The organism is Klebsiella sp. P1927, from assembly GCF_018204675.1.
Classification (GTDB): Bacteria; Pseudomonadota; Gammaproteobacteria; order Enterobacterales; family Enterobacteriaceae; genus Klebsiella; species Klebsiella pneumoniae.
Map to the genome: position 1 here is coordinate 4,246,128 of NZ_CP073377.1, position 22,077 is coordinate 4,268,204.

Sequence of the window (22,077 nt, forward strand, 5' to 3'; positions counted from 1 at the left end):
ATGGCATGAATGTGAGAGCACAACTCCAGTGACGTTATCATACGCGCGAATCAGGCCCGCGCAAGACTGCGATTTTCACTTTTTTTACGCTACAATCGTATAAATTTACCTGGTGAATGGAGAAAAAGGCGCCTATGCCTTCCCCTGCCGGAGTATTGTTTTTAACCATTTGATTTGCTTGATTAAAACAAACAGTATAGCGGACGGCGATCCCGGTTGGCGCGGGGCCCTCACGACATGCTCACTGTCGCCTCCCCGGCGCGCTGCCAGTCATCGCTGTCTGCCTGCAAAAAATACGAGCAATCCGTTTCAGGGTCAGAAGATATGGGGTACACAGTCGCGTTAACAGGCGGGATCGGCAGCGGTAAAAGTACGGTCGCCGACGCCTTCGCGCAGCTTGGGGTTAAGGTTATCGATGCCGATGTTATCGCCCGTCAGGTGGTCGAGCCCGGTACCCCGGCGCTCCAGGCCATTGTCGGCCACTTTGGACCACAGATGATTGCCCCCGACGGCACGCTGAACCGCCGCCTGCTGCGGGAAAAAATTTTTGCTCACGTGGAGGAAAAAGCCTGGCTCAATGCGCTGTTGCACCCGCTGATTCAGCAGGAAACGCGCCGCCAGATGCAGGCCGCCACCTCCCCTTATCTCCTCTGGGTCGTACCTTTGCTGGTCGAAAACCGCCTGTCCGGCCAGGCCGATCGCGTACTGGTCGTCGATGTGCCGAAAGAGACGCAAATCGAACGCACCATGCTGCGCGATAAGGTCAGCCGCGAACATGCTGAACATATTCTTGCCGCCCAGGCCACGCGCCAGCAGCGCCTGGCCGTCGCGGACGATGTTATTGAAAACACTGGCACGCCGGATGCAGTGGCATCGGATGTTGCCCGCCTGCACGAAAAGTATTTAACGCTGGCATCGCAGGCCGCCTCACAGGAAAACTCGTAATGCATACCCCCGTTCTGTTTGAACATCCTCTTAATGAGAAAATGCGCACCTGGCTGCGCATCGAATTTCTGATCCAGCAGATGGCTTTCCATCCGCAGATTGCCAGCCATGCCGATGCGCTCCATTTTTTCCGTAACGCCGGCGATCTGCTGGATGTCCTGGAGCGCGGCGAGGTGCGCACTGACCTGGTTAAAGAGCTGGAACGCCAGCAGCGTAAGCTCCAGTCATGGGCAGAAGTGCCGGGCGTCGATCAGGAGCGCATAAACGAGCTGCGCCACCAGTTGAAGCAGTCCTCCAGCACCCTGATGGCCGCGCCGCGCATTGGTCAGTTTCTGCGTGAAGATCGCCTGATTGCGCTGGTGCGTCAGCGCCTGAGTATTCCTGGCGGCTGCTGCAGCTTCGATTTACCGACCCTGCATATCTGGCTCCATATGCCACAGGCGCATCGCGACGAGCAGGTGGCCAGCTGGCTTGCCAGCCTCGATCCGCTGGTCCAGTCCCTGAGCCTGATCCTCGATCTTATCCGCAACTCCGCGCTGTTCCGCAAACAGACCAGCCTCAACGGCTTTTATCAGGATAATGGCGAAGATGCCGATCTGCTGCGCCTGCGTCTCGATCTGGCTCACCAGCTTTATCCGCAAATTTCCGGCCATAAGAGCCGTTTCGCCATCCGTTTCCTGGCGCTGGACAGTGAATATGGGATCGTGCCGGAGCGCTTTGATTTTGAACTGGCCTGCTGTTAAGGAGATAACATGTCAGAAGAGACTATCGTCAACTGCCCGACCTGCGGCAAAACTGTGGTGTGGGGCGAGCAGAGTCCGTTTCGTCCGTTCTGTAGCAAGCGCTGCCAACTGATCGATCTGGGAGAATGGGCTGCGGAAGAGAAGCGCATCCCCAGCGCGGGGGATCTCTCCGATAGCGATGACTGGAGCGAGCAGCAACCCTGATTTGATGGCAAGCTAACCCGGCGCCTGGCGGGTTAGCCTCGCGCCCCGGGGCTCAGCCCTGGGCGATAAGTTTGCTGATAACCGGTTCATTCGCCGGAGGAAACGCCGCCGGATCCAACGTTGGTCCCGCCATCCACCGACCCGGCTGCCCTTCTTTACCCCACGGCTCGCCTTGCCAACTTTCCACGAGGAAAAACCACAGCGTAATATGGCGATCGGGGAACTGATACTCCAGCTTATCAAAGAGCGAAGAGGCGGTGACCGTAATCCCAACCTCCTCCTGCAGTTCGCGGATTAGCGCCTGCTCAGGCGTCTCATCAGATTCAATTTTCCCGCCCGGGAACTCCAGCTTATTCGCCATATGGGCATCGGCGGCGCGCTGGGTAATAAAGATTTCGCCTTGCGGATTGCGAATTATCCCGACGGCGATTTGCAGTTTTTTCATTGAATGCGCTCCATAAAAAAGGCGCAGAACTCTGCGCCTTTGTTTGTTTTATCAGACCTTAGCTCAGACGGCCGTGGCACTGTTTGTACTTTTTGCCGGAGCCGCACGGGCACGGATCGTTACGGCCCACTTTACGTTCGCCGGTTTGCGCCGCCAGATCCTGGGCTGCGGCTTCATCATCGCTCTGATGGCTGAGCTGCTGCATCTGCGCCAGGCGCTCGGCCTCTTCACGACGCTGCTGTTCCATCGCCTCGACTTCTTCCGGCATCCGCACCTGGACTTTGCTCAGGGTGCTGATCACTTCATACTTCAGTGACTCCAGCATCGCGGCAAACATTGAGAACGATTCGCGCTTGTACTCCTGCTTCGGATCTTTCTGCGCATAGCCGCGCAGGTGGATACCCTGGCGCAGGTAATCCATCGCCGCCAGGTGCTCTTTCCACAGCGAATCCAGAGTCTGCAGCATCACGCCTTTCTCGAAGTGGCGCATCATCTCGGCGCCGACCACTTCTTCTTTACGCTGGTAGGTTTCTACCGCGCTCTGCAGAATACGTTCGCGCAGGGTCTCTTCATGCAGCTCCGGCTCTTTATCCAGCCACTCTTTGATTGGCAGGTCGAGGTCGAAGTCGTTTTTCAGACGCTCCTGCAGACCTTCGATATCCCACATCTCCTCCAGCGACTGCGGCGGAATATGGGCATCGATCGTCGCCTTAAAGACGTCTTCGCGGATGCTGTTGATGGTTTCGCTGACGTCAGACACGTCCAGCAGCTCGTTACGCTGGGTGTAGATCGCCCGGCGCTGGTCGTTGGCCACATCATCATATTCCAGCAGCTGCTTACGGATATCGAAGTTACGGCTTTCCACTTTACGCTGGGCGTTGGCGATCGCCTTGGTGACCCACGGGTGCTCAATCGCCTCACCTGGTTTCATTCCCAGTTTACGCATCATGCCAGACACGCGATCGGAGGCGAAGATACGCATCAGGGCATCTTCCATTGACAGGTAGAAGCGGGAAGAACCGGCATCCCCCTGACGACCAGCACGGCCGCGCAGCTGGTTATCGATACGGCGAGATTCATGACGCTCGGTACCGATGATGTGCAGACCGCCTGCGGCCAGTACCGCATCGTGGCGTACCTGCCAGTCGGCTTTGATTTTCTCAATCTGCTCTGGCGTTGGGTTTTCCAGCGCAGCGACTTCCGCCTGCCAGCTACCGCCGAGCATAATATCGGTACCACGACCCGCCATGTTGGTAGCGATGGTCACCGCGGAAGGGTAGCCCGCCTGGGCGACGATATCCGCCTCGCTGGCGTGGAATTTGGCGTTCAGGACGTTGTGCTTGATGCCAGCTTTAGTCAGTTCGCGGGAAACCACTTCAGATTTTTCGATCGAGATAGTCCCCACCAGCACCGGCTGACCGGCAGCGGTACGAGTTTTGATATCTTCGATAATAGCCTGAATTTTTTCCGCTTCGGTCATATAGACCAGATCCGCCATGTCTTTACGGATCATCGGACGGTTGGTCGGTACAACCACGGTATCCAGCTTATAGATAGAGCTGAATTCAAAGGCTTCGGTATCGGCTGTACCGGTCATCCCCGCCAGCTTCTCGTACAGACGGAAGTAGTTCTGGAAGGTGATAGAGGCCAGAGTCTGGTTCTCGTTTTGGATCTCCACGCCCTCTTTGGCCTCAACGGCCTGGTGCAGACCATCGGACCAGCGGCGGCCCTGCATCGTACGGCCAGTGTGCTCATCGACGATGATAACTTCGCCATCTTTGACAATGTAGTCAACGTCGCGGGTGAACAGCGCATGGGCGCGCAGCGCGGCGGTAACGTGGTGCATCAGCATAATGTTGGTTGGAGAGTACAGGGACTCACCTTCATCCATAATACCTTCCTGTACCAGCAGCTCTTCAATCAGCACCAGACCACGTTCGGTCAGGTTAACCTGACGCGCTTTTTCATCCACCGAGAAGTGGCCTTCGCCAGTGAAAGTATCCGAATCCTCTTTTTCCTGGCGGATCAGATGCGGGATGATTTTGTTTACCTTGCGGTACATTTCAGAGCTGTCTTCCGCCGGGCCGGAAATGATCAGCGGCGTACGCGCCTCATCGATCAGGATGGAGTCCACCTCATCCACCAGCGCATAGTGCAATTTACGCTGAACGCGCTCTTCCGGGCTGAAGGCCATGTTGTCGCGCAGGTAGTCGAAGCCGTATTCGTTGTTGGTGCCATAGGTGATATCGGCAGCGTAAGCTTCACGCTTCGCCGGCGCCGGCAGGCCGGACATGTTGATGCCAACTGTCATGCCCAGGAATTCAAACAGCGGGCGGTTATTTTCGGCGTCACGCTGGGCCAGATAGTCGTTGACGGTCACTACGTGAACGCCTTTGCCGGTTAGCGCGTTGAGGTACGCCGGCAGGGTCGCGGTCAGGGTTTTACCTTCACCGGTACGCATCTCGGCGATGCAGCGATCGTTAAGCACCATACCGCCCAGCAGCTGGACGTCGAAGTGGCGCATGCCGAATACGCGCTTACTGGCTTCGCGAACGACGGCGAAAGCTTCAGGGATCAGGCTTTCCAGCGTTTCGCCTTTTTCCAGGCGCGCGCGGAATTCAGCGGTTTTCGCTTTCAGCTCGTCATCAGAGAGTTTTTCCATCGCCGGTTCCATGCCGTTGATGATATTGACGACTTTGCGCATACGACGCAGCGTACGGTCGTTACGGCTGCCGAAAACCTTGGTTAACATTTTGATAAGCATAATAAAATCTCAAACGCCCCGCGGTGCGGAGTCACAAAAAATAGGATGGTCCGTGGTTATTTTCAGCTGAGACGTTGAGGCCCTGCGCGGATCCCCGCCACCTGGCTTATCCAGGCGCTGACGCGGAAGGCAGAATATGAAGAAGGGATGTAACCCGCCTGGCGGATCACCACCGGCGGCGTGCTGTCCTGCGTCAGCAGCGCGCTGAGGGTGTCGAGCAGCGCCAGATGCTGAGCCTGCAGCGGGGAAGTTTCTTCCGCCACCGGCAGCGCCTGCGGCGCCATGGCGAAGGAGAGATGACGAATAACGGTGCGAATGGCGTGCTGATGCCAGTAGTCGACGGTAAAGCTGGGCCGGCGATTCGTCTCCAGCAGCGCCAGCTGAGAGAAATTAACCTTGCTCGGATTGTGATTGCTGGCGGTCGCCTTCGCTGGCGCCGCGGTCTCGTGACCGTTGCTTAACGCAGGCAGGCCGAGGCTGGCCGCGACCATCCCCAACAGGAGATGCGGCCAAAAATACCGTCTGCCAAACTGTCGCCAGCGCGTCAGCAATCCACTCACGTTCATTACCTTTCTTTGCTAGACCCGTCGTCGTTCAGGCTGTCTCTTTATTGATGTTTTTCGCAGGACAACCTGATGTCCACGGGGTAAAGCAACCCTGAGAAATAATTTTGCGCTCAAATACTAACATTAATACCGGCCTGAGGCAGCATGAATGAAGGCGATTGCCCGGCGAAAACGCTTAATAAAGCAGCGAACGCACGCTAATTATTATCCAGGGATCGCAGCGAAAATAACTGGAGGGTGCTATAAAAGAAAAACGACTGGCTCCCTGGTCGGAGAGAGTACCAGGTTACCAGTCGAATTTACTGAATGGTCAGGCTTACGCCAGAACCATCGACGGTGCGCGGAACGCCATTGGCAGTTTTGCGTCGTCTTCGAAGGTCACATACTCCCAGGCTTCCTGTTTTGCCAGAACCGCCTGCAGCAGTTTGTTGTTCAACGCGTGACCCGATTTGTACGCCGTGAATGCGCCGATAATGTTGTGACCACACATAAACAGGTCACCGATCGCATCCAGCATTTTGTGGCGAACAAATTCGTCTTCAAAGCGCAGACCGTCTTCGTTCAGTACGCGATAATCGTCAACAACGATGGCACAATCGAAGCTGCCGCCCAGGCACAGGCCGCGGGACTGCAGATATTCGATATCGCGCATAAAACCGAAGGTACGCGCACGGCTAATCTGACGCATGAACGCATCGGCCGAGAAGTTCAGCGTATAGCGCTGGGTGCTGGCATCAATCGCTGGATGGTTAAAATCGATGGTGAAGTCCAGCGAAAAACCATTGTACGGTTTGAATTCAGCCCATTTGTCGCCATCTTCAACGCGAACCGTCTCTTTGATACGTACAAATTTCTTGGCGCAGTTCAGTTCATCAATGCCGGCGTCCAGCAACAGATAAACGAACGGAGCCGCACTGCCGTCCATAATCGGGATTTCCGGCGCATCGACTTCAACAATAATGTTGTCGATACCCAGGCCAGCCAATGCGGCGTTCAGGTGTTCAACCGTAGAAATCCGCACGTCATGCTCATTAACCAGGCAAGTACAGAGCATGGTATCACGCACAGATTTGGCATCAGCCGGAAAATCTACCGGTGGATTCAAGTCGGTGCGACGATAGATGACCCCGGTATTTGCCGGCGCAGGGCGTAACGTCAGTGTGACTTTCTTGCCGGTATGCAAACCGACGCCAGTCGCCTGAACGATACGTTTAAGAGTCCTTTGTTTGATCATCGTATAATCTCGCCAATTTACCTATCCAACCGAAGTGTACACCACTATCGGGAGGCCAGTTTAGCACAAAGAGCGCAGATGCCCAACTTCCAGTCGATTCTTAATCGGCTTGCTTACGCAGGAAGGCTGGGATATCCAGATAATCCGGCTCTTTCGCGGTTTGCGGCGTATTGTCGTTCACCACTTTGGCTGCCGGCTTCTGCTCTTGCGTCAGCGGCGACATACCATGCTGCTGGTAACGATCCATCACCGGCTGCTGAACCTGCTTGTTGGTTACCAGGGTGATTTCCGGACGCTTATCCATGCCAATACCGGTCGCCACTACGGTCACGCGCAGCTCGTCGTTCATATCCGGGTCCAGAGAGGTACCGATAACCACGGTCGCATTATCCGAGGCAAAAGCACGGATGGTGTTACCCACAGTTTCGAACTCGTCCAGACGCAGGTCGAAGCCCGCAGTAATGTTGACCAGCACGCCGCGCGCGCCTGACAGGTCGATATCTTCCAGCAGCGGAGAAGAGATAGCCATTTCAGCCGCTTCTTCCGCACGGTCTTCACCGCTCGCCACCCCGGAGCCCATCATCGCGTAGCCCATTTCAGACATCACGGTACGGACGTCCGCGAAGTCGACGTTCATCAGACCCGGACGGGTGATCAGTTCGGCGATACCCTGCACCGCGCCTTTCAGGACGTCGTTTGCCGCGCCGAATGCGTCGAGCAGGGAAATTCCACGACCCAGGACCTTCAGCAGCTTGTCGTTCGGGATGGTGATCAGTGAGTCAACGTGCTTGGACAGCTCGGTGATCCCCTGCTCAGCGAACGCCATGCGCTTCTTACCTTCAAAATTAAACGGCTTAGTGACCACCGCAACGGTGAGGATCCCCAGATCCTTCGCCACTTCCGCGACTACGGGCGCCGCGCCGGTACCGGTACCGCCGCCCATGCCTGCCGCGATGAACACCATGTCTGCGCCATCAAGGGCTGCGCGCAGCGCTTCACGGTCTTCATCAGCCGCGTTACGGCCGACTTCCGGGTTCGCGCCCGCGCCCAGACCTTTGGTAATACCGCTACCGATCTGGATAGTCTGGCCAACCGCCGTCTTACGCAGCGCCTGCGCATCGGTGTTTACCGCGAAGAATTCAACACCCTCAATGCGCTCGCGCACCATGTGTTCAACGGCGTTACCGCCGCCGCCACCGACGCCGATGACTTTAATCACCGCGTCGTTGGTCAGTTCCATAGGTTCAAACATAGTTTCTCTCCGTCTTGTGCCTGTCGCCTGAGAACGCTAATTGTCTGCGTTCTCTTAAAAAATTAAAACTCTTTTCGCAGCCAGCTGTTGAGTCGCTTAATCCACGAGCCCACTGAGGCCGTCACGCGTTTTTCTACTTCCGCTTCACCACTGAGATGTGACTCTTTCCCGTAGTGCAGCAGCCCCACCGCCGTTGAATAATACGGCTCCTGGGCATAGTCGGTTAAACCGGTGATGTTCAGCGGCGCGCCAATGCGCACCTGAGTATGGAACACGCGCTGCGCACAGGCCGCCAGACCTTCAATTTGCGCCGCGCCGCCGGTTAACACAATCCCCGCCGCCAGATGATGTTTAACACCCTGCTGGCGGAGCTGTTCCTGCAGCTGCAGGATCTCTTCATTGACCAGGTTAAGCAGCTCGGTATAGCGCGGTTCAATCACCTCTGCCAACGTCTGACGCTGCAGGCTACGCGGAGGACGTCCACCAACGCTCGGTACTTCGACGTTTTCGTCTTTACCGACGATGGAACCCAATGCGCATCCGTGACGAACCTTAATCGCTTCGGCATCGCTCGGCGGCGTACCGAAGGCATAGGCGATATCGCTGGTCACCACGTTGCCGGCATACGGGATCACTTTGGTGTGACGCAATGCGCCGCCGGTGTAGACGGCGATATCCATTGTACCACCGCCGATATCCACAACGCAGACGCCCAGCTCACGTTCGTCTTCTGTTAATACCGAATAACTGGCCGCTAACCCGGCGAAAATAAGTTGGTCAACTTTCAGACCACAACGTTCCACTGCTTTAACAATGTTTTTTGCCATATCGTTATGGCAGGTGATCAGATGCACCTTCGCCTGCATACGCACGCCGGACAGCCCTACCGGGTTTTTAATCCCTTCCTGGTAGTCGATAGCATATTCCTGCGGAATCACGTGCAGGACACGATGTTCATCGCGAACGCGAACCGACTTCGCGGTGTGGACCACGTTCTCGACGTCGTCCTGCGTCACTTCTTCTTCCGAAATCGGTACCATCCCGATTTCATTCTGACAGCTTATATGTTTACCCGAAAGTGCCAAATAAACTGATGAAATCTGGCAATCCGCCATCAGTTCGGCCTGGTCGATGGCGCGCTGTACGCATTTCACCACCGACTCGAGGTCGTTCACACCGCCTTTATCCATACCACGCGATGGGCAACTGCCCACGCCGATGATATTGATCATGCCGTCGGGCAGAACTTCCCCTACTAAAGCGGCCACCTTGGCGGTGCCAATCTCCAGTCCAACTACCAGTTTTCTGTCCGTCGCCTTGATCATTGTTGTTCTGCCTGTGCCTGATTCTGTTGTTGATTAGTTTCCTCTGCGGGAGCAGGTACCCAGCCCACTGCCGCACCCGAGTCATAACGCAAATCAACGTAGCTAATCCGTTTGCCGTCGGTCTGCGCCTGCTGCTGAAGAACCGGGTAGAGTTCCATAAAGCGCTGAAGCCGTTTCATGGTATCGCCACGGCCAAGGTTGAGCTTGATGTCATTATTAAGCGTCAACTGCCAGGAGCGACGGGCGGTCATCGCCGCCACTTTCAACGTGAATTTATCCTTTGCCAGCACCTGCCCCATGTCACGATACCCCTGCAGCACTTCGTTCTCGCTGCCTTCGGGACCGTATAACATCGGTAAATTCTGTTTGCTGGTGCGATCCGCCGGCACGCTGAAGGCATTTCCTTCTGCATCCACCATATGTTGATCATTCCAGCGCGCAATCGGCACATATTCAACCAGATGAATCTTCAATTCATCGGGCCACTGCTTTCGGACGCTCGCCTGCTTAATCCACGGCAGACGTTCAATCTGGCTCTGGATGATGTTCACATCCTGAGTCATAAAGGTACCCGGCGAACCCAGCGCCAGGATCGCCTGACGGATGTCATCATTGCGCGTATAGTGGCGCTCGCCGGTCACCACCATCTTCGACAGCGGTAAGCGCTGCGCATCTTCCATCCAGCCAAGAACCATCCACCCGCTGACCAGCACGGTAAACAGCACCGCGAGCAGGAAAACGATCCCTGCCAGCCGCGTTCCATTACTCCGACGCGAAGAAGAAGCCTCTTCTTCATGGTTCCGCGTATTCAGCGCAGCCTGCGACATATCACCCCGCCAGGTCCAGAATTCGTACAACAAGCTGGGAGAAGCTCATTCCTGCCTGACGCGCCGCCATTGGCACAAGGCTATGGCTGGTCATGCCCGGGGAAGTATTCGCTTCCAGCAGATAAAACTGGCCATCGCTGTCCAGCATCACGTCAATACGGCCCCAGCCTTTGCAACCCAGAACATTCCAGGCTTTAAGCACCAGGTTCTGAATAGCTGACTCACGCGCGGGATCTTCAAATCCTGGGCAGAAATATTGCGTCTCATCAGAGAGATACTTCGCCTCATAATCATAGAAGGTTCCCGCGGCCTGGATACGTATTGACGGTAAAATTTCTTCACCGACTATGGCGACGGTAAATTCCGGTCCACTGAGCCATTTTTCGACCAAAACTTCATCATCATGCTGAAAAGCCAACGCCAATGCACTCGCTAAATCACAACTTTCGCTGACTTTCGACATCCCGACGCTGGAGCCTTCACGGCTCGGCTTGATGATGACCGGCAGACCCAGCGCCGCAATTTGCTGTTCGACGTCAGTAGACAGCCCGGCGGCAAACTGGGCGCGGGTCAGCGCCACCCACGGCGCGACCGGTAATCCGGCGCCCTGCCACAGCCACTTGCTGCGCAGTTTATCCATTGAAATCGCCGAAGCCATCACGCCGCTGCCGGTATAAGGCAGCTGGATTAACTCCAGCAGCCCCTGCAGAGTGCCATCTTCCCCGCCGCGGCCGTGGAGGGCAATAAACGCTTTCTTAAAGCCCTGCTTTTTTAGCTGGGTAATATCAACATCGCGCGGGTCGACCGGATGGGCGTCCACCCCGCCTTCACGCAGCCCGGCCAGCACCGCCGCGCCTGAATTCAGCGACACTTCACGTTCAGCGGAGGTTCCACCGAAAAGCACCGCGATTTTATCAGCCATGGCGCTCCTCCTCCGTTTTTTGCGGGATCAGTTTGATTTCAGCCAGGTGGCGGGCGATTTTACCGATGTTACCGGCGCCCTGCACCAGTACTAAATCGTTGCCGGTCAGGACTGACGCCAGCATCTCCGCGGCCTGGGCCGAATCGGGCACCAGGATCGGATCCACTTTCCCGCGGCCGCGAATGGTGCGGCACAGCGAGCGGCTGTCGGCGCCCGGGATCGGCGCTTCGCCCGCCGGATAGACGTCCAGCATCAGCAGGGCATCCACCTGGGTCAGCACGTTGGCAAAATCATCATACAGATCGCGGGTACGGGTATAACGGTGCGGCTGGAATACCATCACCAGGTTTTTATCCGGCCAGCCGGCGCGCGCTGCTTTAATGGTGGCGTCCACTTCCGTCGGGTGGTGACCGTAATCATCGATCAGCATCGCGCTGCCCGGTTTGCCGTTGACTTCGGCCAGCGGAAACTCGCCAAGAAAATCAAAGCGGCGTCCTGTTCCCTGGAAGCTCTCCAGTGCGCGCAGAATAGCCCGATCGTCAATCCCCTCTTCCGTCGCCACGGCGACGGCCGCCGCCGCGTTCAGCGCGTTATGGCGTCCCGGGGCATTGAGCGTCACCTGCAGGATCGCTTTATCCTGGCGTACCAGGCGGAAATGCCCCTGCGCCCCAACCTGACGATAGTCCTCGACGCGCACGTCGGCGTCGTCGCTAAAACCATAGGTGGTGATCTGCCGGCCAACGCGCGGCAGCAATTCCCGGATCACCGGATCGTCCACGCACATCACCGCGCGTCCGTAGAACGGCAGGTTGTGCAGGAAGTTGATAAAGGTCTGCTTCAGATTCTCAAAGTCGCCATGGTAGGTATCCATGTGATCGGCTTCGATGTTGGTGACAATGGCCACCATCGGCTGCAGATGCAGAAACGACGCGTCGCTCTCATCCGCTTCCGCGATCAGGTAACGGCTATGGCCAAGACGGGCATGTACGCCCGCCGCTTTTACCAGTCCGCCGTTGACGAAGGTCGGGTCCAGCCCGGCCTCGGCGTAAATGCTGGATACCATCGCGGTGGTGGTGGTTTTGCCGTGGGTCCCGGCAATGGCGATCCCGTGGCGAAAGCGCATAAGTTCCGCCAGCATTTCGGCACGACGGATCACCGGGATACGCGCCTCATGCGCGGCAACGATTTCCGGGTTATCTGCCGAAATCGCGCTGGAAACGACAACCACGCTGGCATCACGCACGTTTTCCGGGCGATGGTTGAAATAAATGGTGGCGCCAAGCTGCGACAGCTGCTGGGTCACCGGATTCGGCGCCAGGTCGGAGCCGCTGATCTGGTAACCTTCGTTAGCCAACACTTCGGCAATACCGCCCATACCGGCACCGCCGATGCCGACAAAGTGAATGTGCCGAACGCGACGCATCTCGGGCACTATGGAACGCAGTTTTGCCAAATCTTGTGTATTCATTCTTTACGCCATCAACTTCTGTATTCGGGCGGTGAAAATCACCGCAATTAGCGCGCCAAAGCTACGGCGCTGACCTCTTCTGCTACCCGCTCGGTAGCGTCCGGAATCGAAGCGCCACGCGCTCGTTCCGCCATATCCAGCAAGGTTTCCCGATCCCAGCTCGCCAGGGTAGAGGCAACCGCCTCTACCGTGAACTCAGGCTGTTCAAGAATTTTCGCCGCGCCGGCTTTCTCCAGCGGCAGCGCATTCCAGTACTGCTGACGATCTTTGTGCTGGAACGGGACAAACAGCGCTGGTAAACCTGCGGCCGCGATTTCGCTAACCGTCAGCGCGCCGGAACGGCAAACCACAACATCTGCCCAGGCATACGCCGCGGCCATGTCATCAATAAATTCCGTCACTTTATGCTGCGGCTGTCCGGCGGCGGCATAGGCCTGCTGCACGGTTTGCTGGCCGCCTTTGCCGCTTTGATGCCAGATGGTCACCGTAGCGCCGAGCTTCGCCGCCACCTGCGGCATCGTCTGGTTCAGGACGCGCGCGCCCTGAGAGCCACCGACCACCAGCACGCGAATCGGCCCCTGACGGCCAACCAGACGCTGACCTGGCAGCGGCAGCGCCAGTACATCGGTGCGCACCGGGTTCCCAACGACGTCCGCATGCGGGAACGCGCCGGGAAACGCCTGCATCACTTTCTTCGCAATCTTCGCCAGCCACTTGTTAGTCAGGCCGGCAATGCCGTTTTGCTCGTGGAGGACCACCGGGATCCCCAGCGACCACGCCGCCAGACCGCCAGGCCCGGAAACATAGCCGCCCATACCCAGCACCACGTCCGGCTGGAAACGCTTCATGATCGCCCGCGCCTGACGCCAGGCGTTAAAAATACGCACCGGCGCCAGTAGCTGCGCTTTGATACCTTTGCCACGCAGGCCGGAGATGCGGATAAAATCAATTTCGATGCCGTTTTTCGGCACTAAATCCGCTTCCATACGATCGGCGGTACCCAGCCAGCGAACCTGCCAGCCCTGGTCCATTAAATGGTGCGCGACCGCCAGTCCCGGGAACACATGCCCGCCGGTACCGCCCGCCATCACCATCAACCGCTTTTCCTGACCGCTCATCGCACACCCCGTGTAAACGCCTGGGCTTTTTCCAGACGCGTTTCATAATCAATTCGCAACAACAACATAATGGCCGTCGACATAATCAACAGACTGGAACCACCATAACTGATCAGCGGCAGCGTCAGACCTTTCGTCGGCAGCATCCCCGCCGCCGCGCCGACGTTAACTAACGCCTGGAAGCTAAACCAGATACCAATCGCACAGGCGAGGAAGCCGGAAAAGCGATGATCGATCTCCAGCGCTTTACGGCCAATCGACATGGCGCGGAAAGCGACGAAGAATACCATTAAAAGCGCCAGTACCACACCGATATAACCGAGTTCTTCGCCGATAATGGCGAAGATAAAGTCAGTGTGCGCTTCCGGTAAATACTCCAGTTTTTGCACCGAGTTGCCGAGGCCCTGCCCCCACATCTCGCCGCGGCCGAAAGCCATCAGCGACTGGGTCAGCTGGTAGCCGCTGCCGAACGGGTCTTCCCACGGGTTCCAGAAGGAGGTCACGCGGCGAATACGGTATGGTTCGGCGAGGATCAGCAGGACCACCGCCGAAATACCCATGCCGATAATGGCGATGAACTGCCACAGCTTCGCGCCGGCGAGAAACAGCATCGCCAGCGTGGTGACGAACAGGACCACCACGGTACCGAGGTCAGGCTGCGCCAGCAGCAGGATGGCCAGTACGAAAATCACGCCCATCGGTTTTAAGAAGCCGCGCAGGTTGTTACGCACTTCGTCGGCTTTACGCACCAGATAGTTGGCGATGTAGCAGAACAGCGACAGCTTGGTGAACTCCGCCGGCTGAATACGCAGCGGACCAAGGGCTATCCAGCGCGATGCGCCGTTTACCGAGCTGCCTACTACCAGTACGATCAGCAGCATGACGATCGAGGCGATCAGCATCGCGGTACTGTGGCGCTGCCAGAAATCCATCGGCAGACGTAGCGTAATCATCGCCAGCGCGAAGGCCAGCACAATGTACAGGCCGTCACGCTTGGCGAAGAGGAAAGGATCGTTCGCCAGGCGCTGTCCGACCGGCATCGACGCCGAGGTCACCATAATAAAGCCGATCGCCGCCAGGCCGAAGGTCAGCCATAGCAGCATCCGGTCATACATCACCAGACTGTCGTTATCTTTCGGGCGCGAGCCCATCACCCAGCCTTTCAGCGCAGCGAATAGCCAGGCGAAAATAAACATCCCCGGCAATCGCGGCAGTCTCAGCCGAGGCAGGCTCAGCTGCGGCATTCTCAGGCGTGGGAGAGAGAAACGCATCAACCTAACTCCTTCGCCAGACGGGCAAACATCTCGCCCCGTTGTTCAAAGTTCTTAAACTGATCCAGGCTAGCGCAGGCCGGCGACAGGAGAACCATGTCCCCCGCTTTCACCAGGGGAGCAATCTGACGCATCGCCTGTTCCATAGTCTCAGTTTGTACCGCCACCTCAGGACGCAGCTCAGCGAGCTCGGCGCCATCGCGACCAAAGCAGTACAGGCGAATACGATCGCCGCCGAGGTAGCGCTTCAGCGGGGTAAAATCAGCGGACTTGCCGTCGCCGCCCAGCAGCAGATAGAGCGTGCCGTCCAGCTGCAGGCCGTTCAGCGCCGCCTCGGTGCTGCCGACGTTGGTCGCCTTCGAGTCGTTAATCCAGCGTACGCCGTTGTGATCCAGCACCAGCTGGAAACGGTGCGCCAGACCGGTAAAGGTGGTCAGCGCCTTCAGGCTGCTGGCCCGCGGCAGACCCGCGGCATCGGCCAGCGCCAGCGCCGCCAGGGCGTTGCTGTAGTTATGCTGACCGGTGAGAGGCATCTCTTTCACATTGAGGACTTTCTCACCTTTAACGCGCAGCCAGGTTTCGCCCTGCTGGCGGTTAAGGTGGTAGTCACCGACATCGACGCCAAAGCTAATGCAGCGTTCGTCCGCCCCGCGTACCGGCATGGTGAGCGCATCGTCCGCGTTCACCACGCAGGTCTTCGCATTCTCGTAAATCCGCAGCTTCGCCGCGCGATACTGCTGCAGCCCCAGCGGGTAGCGGTCCATATGGTCCTCAGTCACGTTGAGGATGGTTGCCGCCACCGCCTGCAGGCTGGAGGTGGTTTCCAGCTGGAAGCTGGAGAGCTCCAGCACATACAGCTCTCGATCGGTGTCCAGCAGCATCAGCGCCGGCAGGCCGATATTGCCGCCCACGCCGACGTTAACTCCAGCGGCTTTCGCCATCTCGCCCACCAGGGTAGTAACAGTGCTTTTGCCGTTAGAACCGGTAATGGCGATAATCGGCGCCTGCGCTTCGCGGCAGAACAGTTCGATATCGCCAACGATCTCTACGCCAGCGTCGGCCGCTGCGCTGAGCGAAGGATGGGCCAGCGCAATCCCCGGACTGGCGACAATCAGGTCCGCCGCCAGCAGCCAGGTATCATTGAGTCCGCCGACATGGCATTCGACCGATTCGGGTAATTTATCCAGCCCCGGAGGCGCGACGCGGGTGTCCATCACGCGCGGGGTTACGCCGCGCGCCATGAAAAAGTCCACGCATGACAGGCCGGTCATACCCAGCCCAATAATGACGACTTTTTTACCCTGATAATCTGCCATGATTAACGTACCTTCAGCGTCGCCAGGCCAATCAGCACCAGCATCAGCGAAATAATCCAGAAGCGCACGATAACGCGCGGCTCCGGCCAGCCTTTCAGTTCATAGTGGTGGTGGATCGGCGCCATGCGGAAGATGCGCTGACCGCGCAGCTTAAAGGAGCCGACCTGCAGAATAACCGACAGCGTTTCCACCACGAAAACCCCGCCCATGATCACCAGCAGGAACTCCTGACGCAGCAGCACGGCGATAATGCCCAACGCGCCGCCGAGCGCCAGTGAACCGACGTCGCCCATAAAGACTTGCGCCGGGTAGGTGTTGAACCACAGGAAGCCCAGCCCCGCCCCGACAATCGCCGTACAGACGATCACCAGCTCGCCAGCGTGGCGCAGATACGGGATATGCAGGTAGTTGGCAAAATTCATGTTGCCGGTGGCCCATGCCACCAGCGCAAAGCCTGCCGCGACGAAAACGGTCGGCATAATCGCCAGGCCGTCGAGGCCGTCGGTCAGGTTGACGGCGTTGCCGGTACCGACGATAACGAAGTAGGCCAGCAAGATATAGAACAGCCCCAGCTGCGGCATTACGTCTTTAAAGAACGGCACCACCAGCTCGGTTGCCGGGGTATCTTTCCCCGCCAGATACAGCGCGAAGGCCACGCCCAGGGCGATCACCGACATCCAGAAATACTTCCAGCGGGCGATCAGGCCTTTGGTATCTTTGCGCACGACTTTACGGTAATCATCAACGAAACCGATGATGCCGTAGCCGATTAATACCGTCAGTACGCACCAGACGTACGGGTTAGATGGATAGGCCCACAGCAGAACGGAAACGGTGATCGCGGTGAGGATCATGATCCCGCCCATGGTCGGAGTACCGCGTTTACTGAAATGAGACTCCGGGCCGTCGTTACGTACGACCTGGCCAAAGGCGAGTTTTTGCAGACGGGCGATCATGCGCGGGCCCATCCACAACGAGATGAACAGCGCGGTCAGCAGGCTGACGATGGCGCGAAACGTCAGATATGAAAAGACGTTAAAGCCGGAATAATATTTGACCAAGTGTTCGGCCAGCCATACTAACATGTCCCAGTCTCCTGTAATGCGCGTACTACCTCTTCCATGGCGGCACTACGTGAACCCTTCACTAAAATGGTCATTATTTTGTGCTCCGCCAGCAGCTCGCGCAGGCGAGCCACCACGGCGGCTTTATCGTTAAAATGTTCGCCCACGCCGCTGGCGCGGCTGATATCCGCGCTCAAGGCACCGACGCTGAGGACGCAATCCAGACCCGCCGCTTTCGCCGCTTCGCCGACTTCGCGATGGCAGGCCGCGCTCTCCGCGCCAAGCTCTGCCATATCGCCGACCACCATCGTGCGAAAGCCGGGCATCTCTGACAGCACCTGCACCGCCGCGGTCATCGAACCAACGTTAGCGTTATAGGAATCATCCAGCAGCAGCTGGCTCTCGGTCAGCCGGATCGGGAACAGACGTCCCGGAACGGCCTGCAGCTGCGCCAGTCCGGCTTTCACCGCCGCCAAATCGGCGCCTACCGCCATCGCCAGCGAAGTGGCGGCCAGCGCATTAGCGATGTTGTGGCGTCCCGGCAGCGGCAGCAGTACGTCAACGTTGCCGGTTGGGGTCTGCAGCGTAAATTCGGTGCCGTGGCTAGTGATCTGCACGTTGGTCGCCGTGAAATCGCTGTTCGCCGCGTTCGGCGAGAAGCGCCACACTTTGCGATCGCCAATCACCGCCTGCCAGTTCAGCCAGTCGTTATTGTCGGCATTGAGGATGGCGATGCCATTTTCCGGCAGACCGGTATAGATTTCGCCCTTCGCCTTCGCCACGCCCGCCAGCGAACCGAAACCTTCCAGGTGCGCCGCAGCAAGGTTGTTGACCAGCGCCGCTTCCGGACGCGTCAGGCTGACGGTCCAGGCGATTTCGCCCTGGTGGTTGGCGCCGAGTTCGATCACCGCGTACTGATGCTCTTTGGTCAGCCGCAGTAGCGTCATCGGGACGCCGATATCGTTGTTCAGGTTGCCGGCGGTATACAGCGTGTTGCCGCACTGGCTGAGGATCGCCGCGGTCATCTCTTTAACCGAGGTTTTACCGGACGAGCCGGTCAGGGCGACGACGCGAGTCGGCACATGCTGACGCACCCAGGCGGCTAACTCACCGAAAGCCTGCCGGGTATCGTTCACAATCACCTGCGGGAGATCGCAGGCCAGCGGACGACTCACCAGCAGCGCGCCGGCGCCCGCCGCTTTCGCCTGTTCGGCAAAATCATGGGCGTCGAAACGCTCCCCTTTCAGCGCCACAAACAGGCAGCCCGCCGTCACTTTACGGGTATCGGTGGTCACCTCGTCGATAGCGACATCGCTACCCTGCCGTTCGCCATGGGCGATCGCGGCAAGTTGACTTAACGTAAAGCGAATCATGCTACCGCTCCCAGCAGACGCGCGACGGTCACGCGGTCGGAATAATCCAGACGGCGGTTGCCGACGATCTGGTAATCTTCATGGCCTTTACCCGCCACCAGCACCACGTCGTTCTCTTTCGCCTGCATCACGGCGTTGGTCACCGCTTCCGCGCGGCCTTCCATCACCTTCGCCTGACCTGCATCGAGCATGCCGGCCAGAATATCGTTGATAATCGCCCGCGGCTCTTCGGTGCGCGGGTTATCGTCAGTCACGACCACGATGTCGGCAAATTCTTCCGCGATAGCGCCCATCAACGGACGTTTACCTTTGTCGCGGTCGCCGCCGCAGCCGAAGACGCACCACAGCTTGCCGCTGCAGTGCAGGCGTGCCGCCTGCAGCGCTTTTTCCAGCGCGTCAGGCGTATGGGCATAATCCACCACCACGGCAGGTTTACCCGGCGCGCTGAACACTTCCATACGGCCGCACACCGGCTGTAAACGCGCTGCGCTCTTCAGCAGATCGGCCAGCGGATAGCCCAGCGCCAGCAGCGTGGCCAGCGCCAGCAGCAGATTGCTGACGTTAAAGGCGCCCATCAGGCGGCTTTCGATTTCGCCCTTGCCCCAGCTGGAGTCAAACTGGATGGTCGCCCCGCTGTCGTGATAGTTCACCGCGGTGGCCTTTAGCCAGCGGCCGTGGCAATTCGGGTTGATATGATCTTCCATCGATACCGCCACCGCGTCCGGCAGTTTTGCCAGCCAGCGACGACCGACTTCATCGTCAGCATTGACGATGGCCTGACCGCAATGATGGGTGGAGTACAGCAGCCATTTCGCCGCTTCGTAGTGCTCCATGTCGCCATGGTAGTCGAGATGATCGCGGCTGAGATTGGTAAACACCGAGGCGGCAAACTGCAGGGCCGCTACGCGGTGCTGTACCAGACCATGGGAGGAGACTTCCATCGCGCCGAAGGTAGCCCCCTGCCCGACCAGACTGGAGAGCACATGTTGAACGTCCACCGCGGAACCGGTGGTGTTTTCAGTTGGAACGACTTTATCCAGCAGACCGTTACCGACGGTCCCCATCACCGCGCTGGTTTCGCCGAGCAGCTTTGCCCACTGCGCCAGCAGCTGAGTGGTGGTGGTTTTCCCGTTGGTGCCGGTGACGCCCACCAGACGCAGCTGCTGCGACGGCTGATGATAAAAACGCCCGGCCAGCGCCGATAAGCGTTCGTTAAGCTGGCTCAGGTAGATAACCGGCACGCCGTGCATTTCACGGATCTCACCGTCTTTAGCTTCGCCCTGCGCTTCAGCAATAATGGCAGCCACACCTTGCGCTATCGCCTGCGGGATATAACGACGCCCGTCCGCCTGATGACCCTGTACCGCGATAAAGAGATCGCCGGAAGCAGCCACCCGGCTGTCCAGCGTCATCTCTCGCAGAATGCGCTCCGGTGCGTTTGGCACCCATGGAGCGAGTAGGTCGCGCAAATTACGATCTGCCACCTGTTCCCTCGCCTTGATTAATTACAAATTCACTTTTTTCGCCCGTTGCCAGCGCATCCGGCTCGATGTTCATGGTGCGCAATACGCCGCCCATGATGGCACCGAAGACCGGCGCGGAAACGGCGCCACCGTAGTATTTACCTGCCTGCGGGTCGTTGATCACCACCACCAGCGCGAAGCGCGGATGGCTGGCGGGCGCAACGCCTGCGGTGTAAGCAATATATTTGTTGATATAGCGGCCATCCGGCCCCACTTTTTTCGCCGTACCGGTTTTAATCGCGATGCGATAGCCTTTGATCGCCGCTTTCACACCGCCGCCGCCGGGCAGCGCCACGCTTTCCATCATATGAACGACGGTACGAACGAGTGATTCCGGGAAGACGCGCTCGCCCGGAACCGGAGGATCAACTTTGGTAATCGACAACGGGCGATAGATGCCATAGCTGCCAATCGTTGCGTAGACTCGCGCTAACTGTAACGGGGTTACCATTAGCCCATAGCCGAAAGAAAAGGTGGCCCTCTCTATGTCAGACCACCGTTGTTTTTGAGGATATAAGCCACTGCGTTCTCCGACCAACCCCAAATTGGTCGCCTTTCCAAGCCCAAAACGTGAGTAAGTATCTACTAACGCTGAGGACGGCATCGCTAACGCCAGCTTAGAAACACCGACGTTACTCGACTTCTGTAGCACCCCGGTCAGGGTCAATTCGCTGTAGCGCGCCACGTCTTTGATTTCGTGGCCGTTAATTCGATAAGGCACGGTATTGAGCACGGTATTTTCGTTGACGATACCGCGCTGCAGCGCCGTCATGACCACCATCGGTTTCACCGTCGAACCCGGCTCAAACACGTCGGTAATCGCACGGTTACGCATGGTGTCTTTTGCCGTACCGGCGAAGTTGTTCGGGTTATAGGATGGGCTGTTGGCCATCGCCAGCACTTCACCGGTGTTAACATCTACTAACACGGCGCTGCCCGACTCGGCTTTGTTAAAGGCCACGGCGTTGTTTAGCTCGCGATAGACCAGCGCCTGCAGGCGTTCGTCGATACTCAGCGCCAGGTTGTGCGCTGCCTGGCTATCGGTAGAAGAGATGTCTTCAATTACCCGGCCATAGCGGTCTTTACGCACGATACGCTCGCCCGGCTGACCGGTAAGCCATTTATCAAAGCTTTTTTCAACCCCTTCAATCCCCTGGCTATCGACGTTGGTAAAGCCGATGAGGTGAGCGGTTACTTCCCCGGAAGGGTAGTACCGACGGGATTCTTCACGCAGATGAATGCCCGGCAGCTTCAGCTTCTTGATGTAATCGGCCATGTCAGGGTTAACCTGACGCGCCAGATAGATAAACCGCATCCGCGGATTGGTATTGATGCGCGTCGCCAGCTGATCCAGCGGCATATTGAGGGCATCCGCCAGCGCTTTCCAGCGCGTATCCAGGGTAACCCCGCCGGCGTCATGGAGCTCTTTCGGGTCGGCCCAGATAGCCTTCACCGGCACGCTGACCGCCAGCGGACGTCCGGAGCGATCGGTAATCATCCCGCGCGCGGTGGACACTTCCTGTACGCGCAGAGAACGCATATCGCCCTGGCGCACCAGCATATCGGGGCTGATCACCTGTAGCCAGGCGACGCGACCCAGCAGAAAAGCCAGCGCCAGCAGAATACAGCCGCACAGCAACGCAAAACGCCAACTGATAAAGTTGGCCTGTTCTTCCTGACGTTTTGCTTTAGGCGTTTTTGGCGCTGCTTTCATCCG

At 57.9% G+C, this 22,077-nt stretch carries 19 protein-coding genes; 3 read left to right on the forward strand and 16 right to left on the reverse strand.

The window, feature by feature from the left end; all coding sequences use genetic code 11:
• The first annotated feature begins 324 nt into the window (after window positions 1-324).
• From coaE to yacG, 3 genes are read left to right on the forward strand one after another with little or no spacing between them, the layout of a single operon-like run.
• Window positions 325-945: a dephospho-CoA kinase gene (gene coaE / locus KB892_RS21330; protein WP_002888649.1), complete on the forward strand. Its 621-nt coding sequence runs from the start codon at window positions 325-327 to the stop codon at window positions 943-945.
• Complete coding sequence (zapD, locus tag KB892_RS21335) at window positions 945-1,688, forward strand: cell division protein ZapD (RefSeq protein ID WP_002888645.1); 744 nt, start codon at window positions 945-947, stop codon at window positions 1,686-1,688. Before coaE ends, zapD begins: the two co-directional genes overlap by 1 nt.
• A 9-nt stretch (window positions 1,689-1,697) precedes the next feature.
• Complete coding sequence (gene yacG, locus KB892_RS21340) at window positions 1,698-1,892, forward strand: DNA gyrase inhibitor YacG (RefSeq protein WP_002888644.1); 195 nt, start codon at window positions 1,698-1,700, stop codon at window positions 1,890-1,892.
• A 52-nt stretch (window positions 1,893-1,944) separates the two neighbouring features.
• Here yacG and mutT read toward each other — a convergent pair whose 3' ends face one another.
• The 16 genes from mutT to KB892_RS21420 all read right to left on the reverse strand — a co-directional run bounded on the left by mutT (window position 1,945) and on the right by KB892_RS21420 (window position 22,074).
• The gene (gene mutT / locus KB892_RS21345; protein ID WP_002888641.1) at window positions 1,945-2,337 is read right to left on the reverse strand and encodes an 8-oxo-dGTP diphosphatase MutT; all 393 of its coding nucleotides are present in this window, start codon (window positions 2,335-2,337) and stop codon (window positions 1,945-1,947) included.
• A gap of 58 nt (window positions 2,338-2,395) precedes the next feature.
• Window positions 2,396-5,101, reverse strand: coding sequence for a preprotein translocase subunit SecA (gene secA, locus KB892_RS21350; protein WP_002888638.1), 2,706 nt, complete (start codon window positions 5,099-5,101; stop codon window positions 2,396-2,398).
• Window positions 5,102-5,163: 62 nt separating this feature from the next.
• Window positions 5,164-5,661 carry a secA translation cis-regulator SecM gene (secM, locus tag KB892_RS21355; RefSeq protein ID WP_002888635.1) on the reverse strand — a complete coding sequence of 166 codons (498 nt, stop codon included), beginning with the start codon at window positions 5,659-5,661 and terminating at the stop codon, window positions 5,164-5,166.
• Window positions 5,662-5,983: 322 nt separating this feature from the next.
• A complete protein-coding gene (gene lpxC, locus KB892_RS21360) occupies window positions 5,984-6,901 on the reverse strand; it encodes a UDP-3-O-acyl-N-acetylglucosamine deacetylase (protein ID WP_002888632.1) in 918 nt (305 codons plus the stop codon).
• Window positions 6,902-7,001: 100 nt separating this feature from the next.
• Window positions 7,002-8,153, reverse strand: a complete 1,152-nt coding sequence (gene ftsZ / locus KB892_RS21365) for a cell division protein FtsZ (RefSeq protein WP_002888628.1) — start codon at window positions 8,151-8,153, stop codon at window positions 7,002-7,004.
• A gap of 62 nt (window positions 8,154-8,215) precedes the next feature.
• A complete protein-coding gene (gene ftsA / locus KB892_RS21370) occupies window positions 8,216-9,478 on the reverse strand; it encodes a cell division protein FtsA (RefSeq protein ID WP_002888625.1) in 1,263 nt (420 codons plus the stop codon).
• Complete coding sequence (ftsQ, locus tag KB892_RS21375; protein ID WP_002888624.1) at window positions 9,475-10,305, reverse strand: cell division protein FtsQ; 831 nt, start codon at window positions 10,303-10,305, stop codon at window positions 9,475-9,477. The genes ftsA and ftsQ overlap by 4 nt, the downstream gene beginning before the upstream one ends.
• Window position 10,306: 1 nt before the next feature.
• Window positions 10,307-11,227, reverse strand: a complete 921-nt coding sequence (locus KB892_RS21380) for a D-alanine--D-alanine ligase (protein WP_002888623.1) — start codon at window positions 11,225-11,227, stop codon at window positions 10,307-10,309.
• The gene (gene murC, locus KB892_RS21385; protein WP_004145947.1) at window positions 11,220-12,695 is read right to left on the reverse strand and encodes a UDP-N-acetylmuramate--L-alanine ligase; all 1,476 of its coding nucleotides are present in this window, start codon (window positions 12,693-12,695) and stop codon (window positions 11,220-11,222) included. The genes KB892_RS21380 and murC overlap by 8 nt, the downstream gene beginning before the upstream one ends.
• 47 nt (window positions 12,696-12,742) lie before the next feature.
• A complete protein-coding gene (murG, locus tag KB892_RS21390) occupies window positions 12,743-13,813 on the reverse strand; it encodes an undecaprenyldiphospho-muramoylpentapeptide beta-N-acetylglucosaminyltransferase (protein WP_002888566.1) in 1,071 nt (356 codons plus the stop codon).
• The gene (gene ftsW, locus KB892_RS21395; RefSeq protein ID WP_002888565.1) at window positions 13,810-15,084 is read right to left on the reverse strand and encodes a cell division protein FtsW; all 1,275 of its coding nucleotides are present in this window, start codon (window positions 15,082-15,084) and stop codon (window positions 13,810-13,812) included. The genes murG and ftsW overlap by 4 nt, the downstream gene beginning before the upstream one ends.
• A complete protein-coding gene (murD, locus tag KB892_RS21400; protein ID WP_004151364.1) occupies window positions 15,084-16,400 on the reverse strand; it encodes a UDP-N-acetylmuramoyl-L-alanine--D-glutamate ligase in 1,317 nt (438 codons plus the stop codon). Before murD ends, ftsW begins: the two co-directional genes overlap by 1 nt.
• Before the next feature lie 2 nt (window positions 16,401-16,402).
• Entirely contained in the window at window positions 16,403-17,485 is a 1,083-nt protein-coding gene (gene mraY / locus KB892_RS21405) for a phospho-N-acetylmuramoyl-pentapeptide-transferase (protein ID WP_002888562.1), read from the reverse strand.
• A complete protein-coding gene (murF, locus tag KB892_RS21410; protein ID WP_002888561.1) occupies window positions 17,479-18,837 on the reverse strand; it encodes a UDP-N-acetylmuramoyl-tripeptide--D-alanyl-D-alanine ligase in 1,359 nt (452 codons plus the stop codon). The genes mraY and murF overlap by 7 nt, the downstream gene beginning before the upstream one ends.
• The gene (gene murE, locus KB892_RS21415) at window positions 18,834-20,321 is read right to left on the reverse strand and encodes a UDP-N-acetylmuramoyl-L-alanyl-D-glutamate--2,6-diaminopimelate ligase (protein WP_004147071.1); all 1,488 of its coding nucleotides are present in this window, start codon (window positions 20,319-20,321) and stop codon (window positions 18,834-18,836) included. Before murE ends, murF begins: the two co-directional genes overlap by 4 nt.
• Window positions 20,308-22,074, reverse strand: a complete 1,767-nt coding sequence (locus KB892_RS21420; protein WP_002888559.1) for a peptidoglycan glycosyltransferase FtsI — start codon at window positions 22,072-22,074, stop codon at window positions 20,308-20,310. Before KB892_RS21420 ends, murE begins: the two co-directional genes overlap by 14 nt.
• Between the last annotated feature and the right edge of the window lie 3 nt (window positions 22,075-22,077).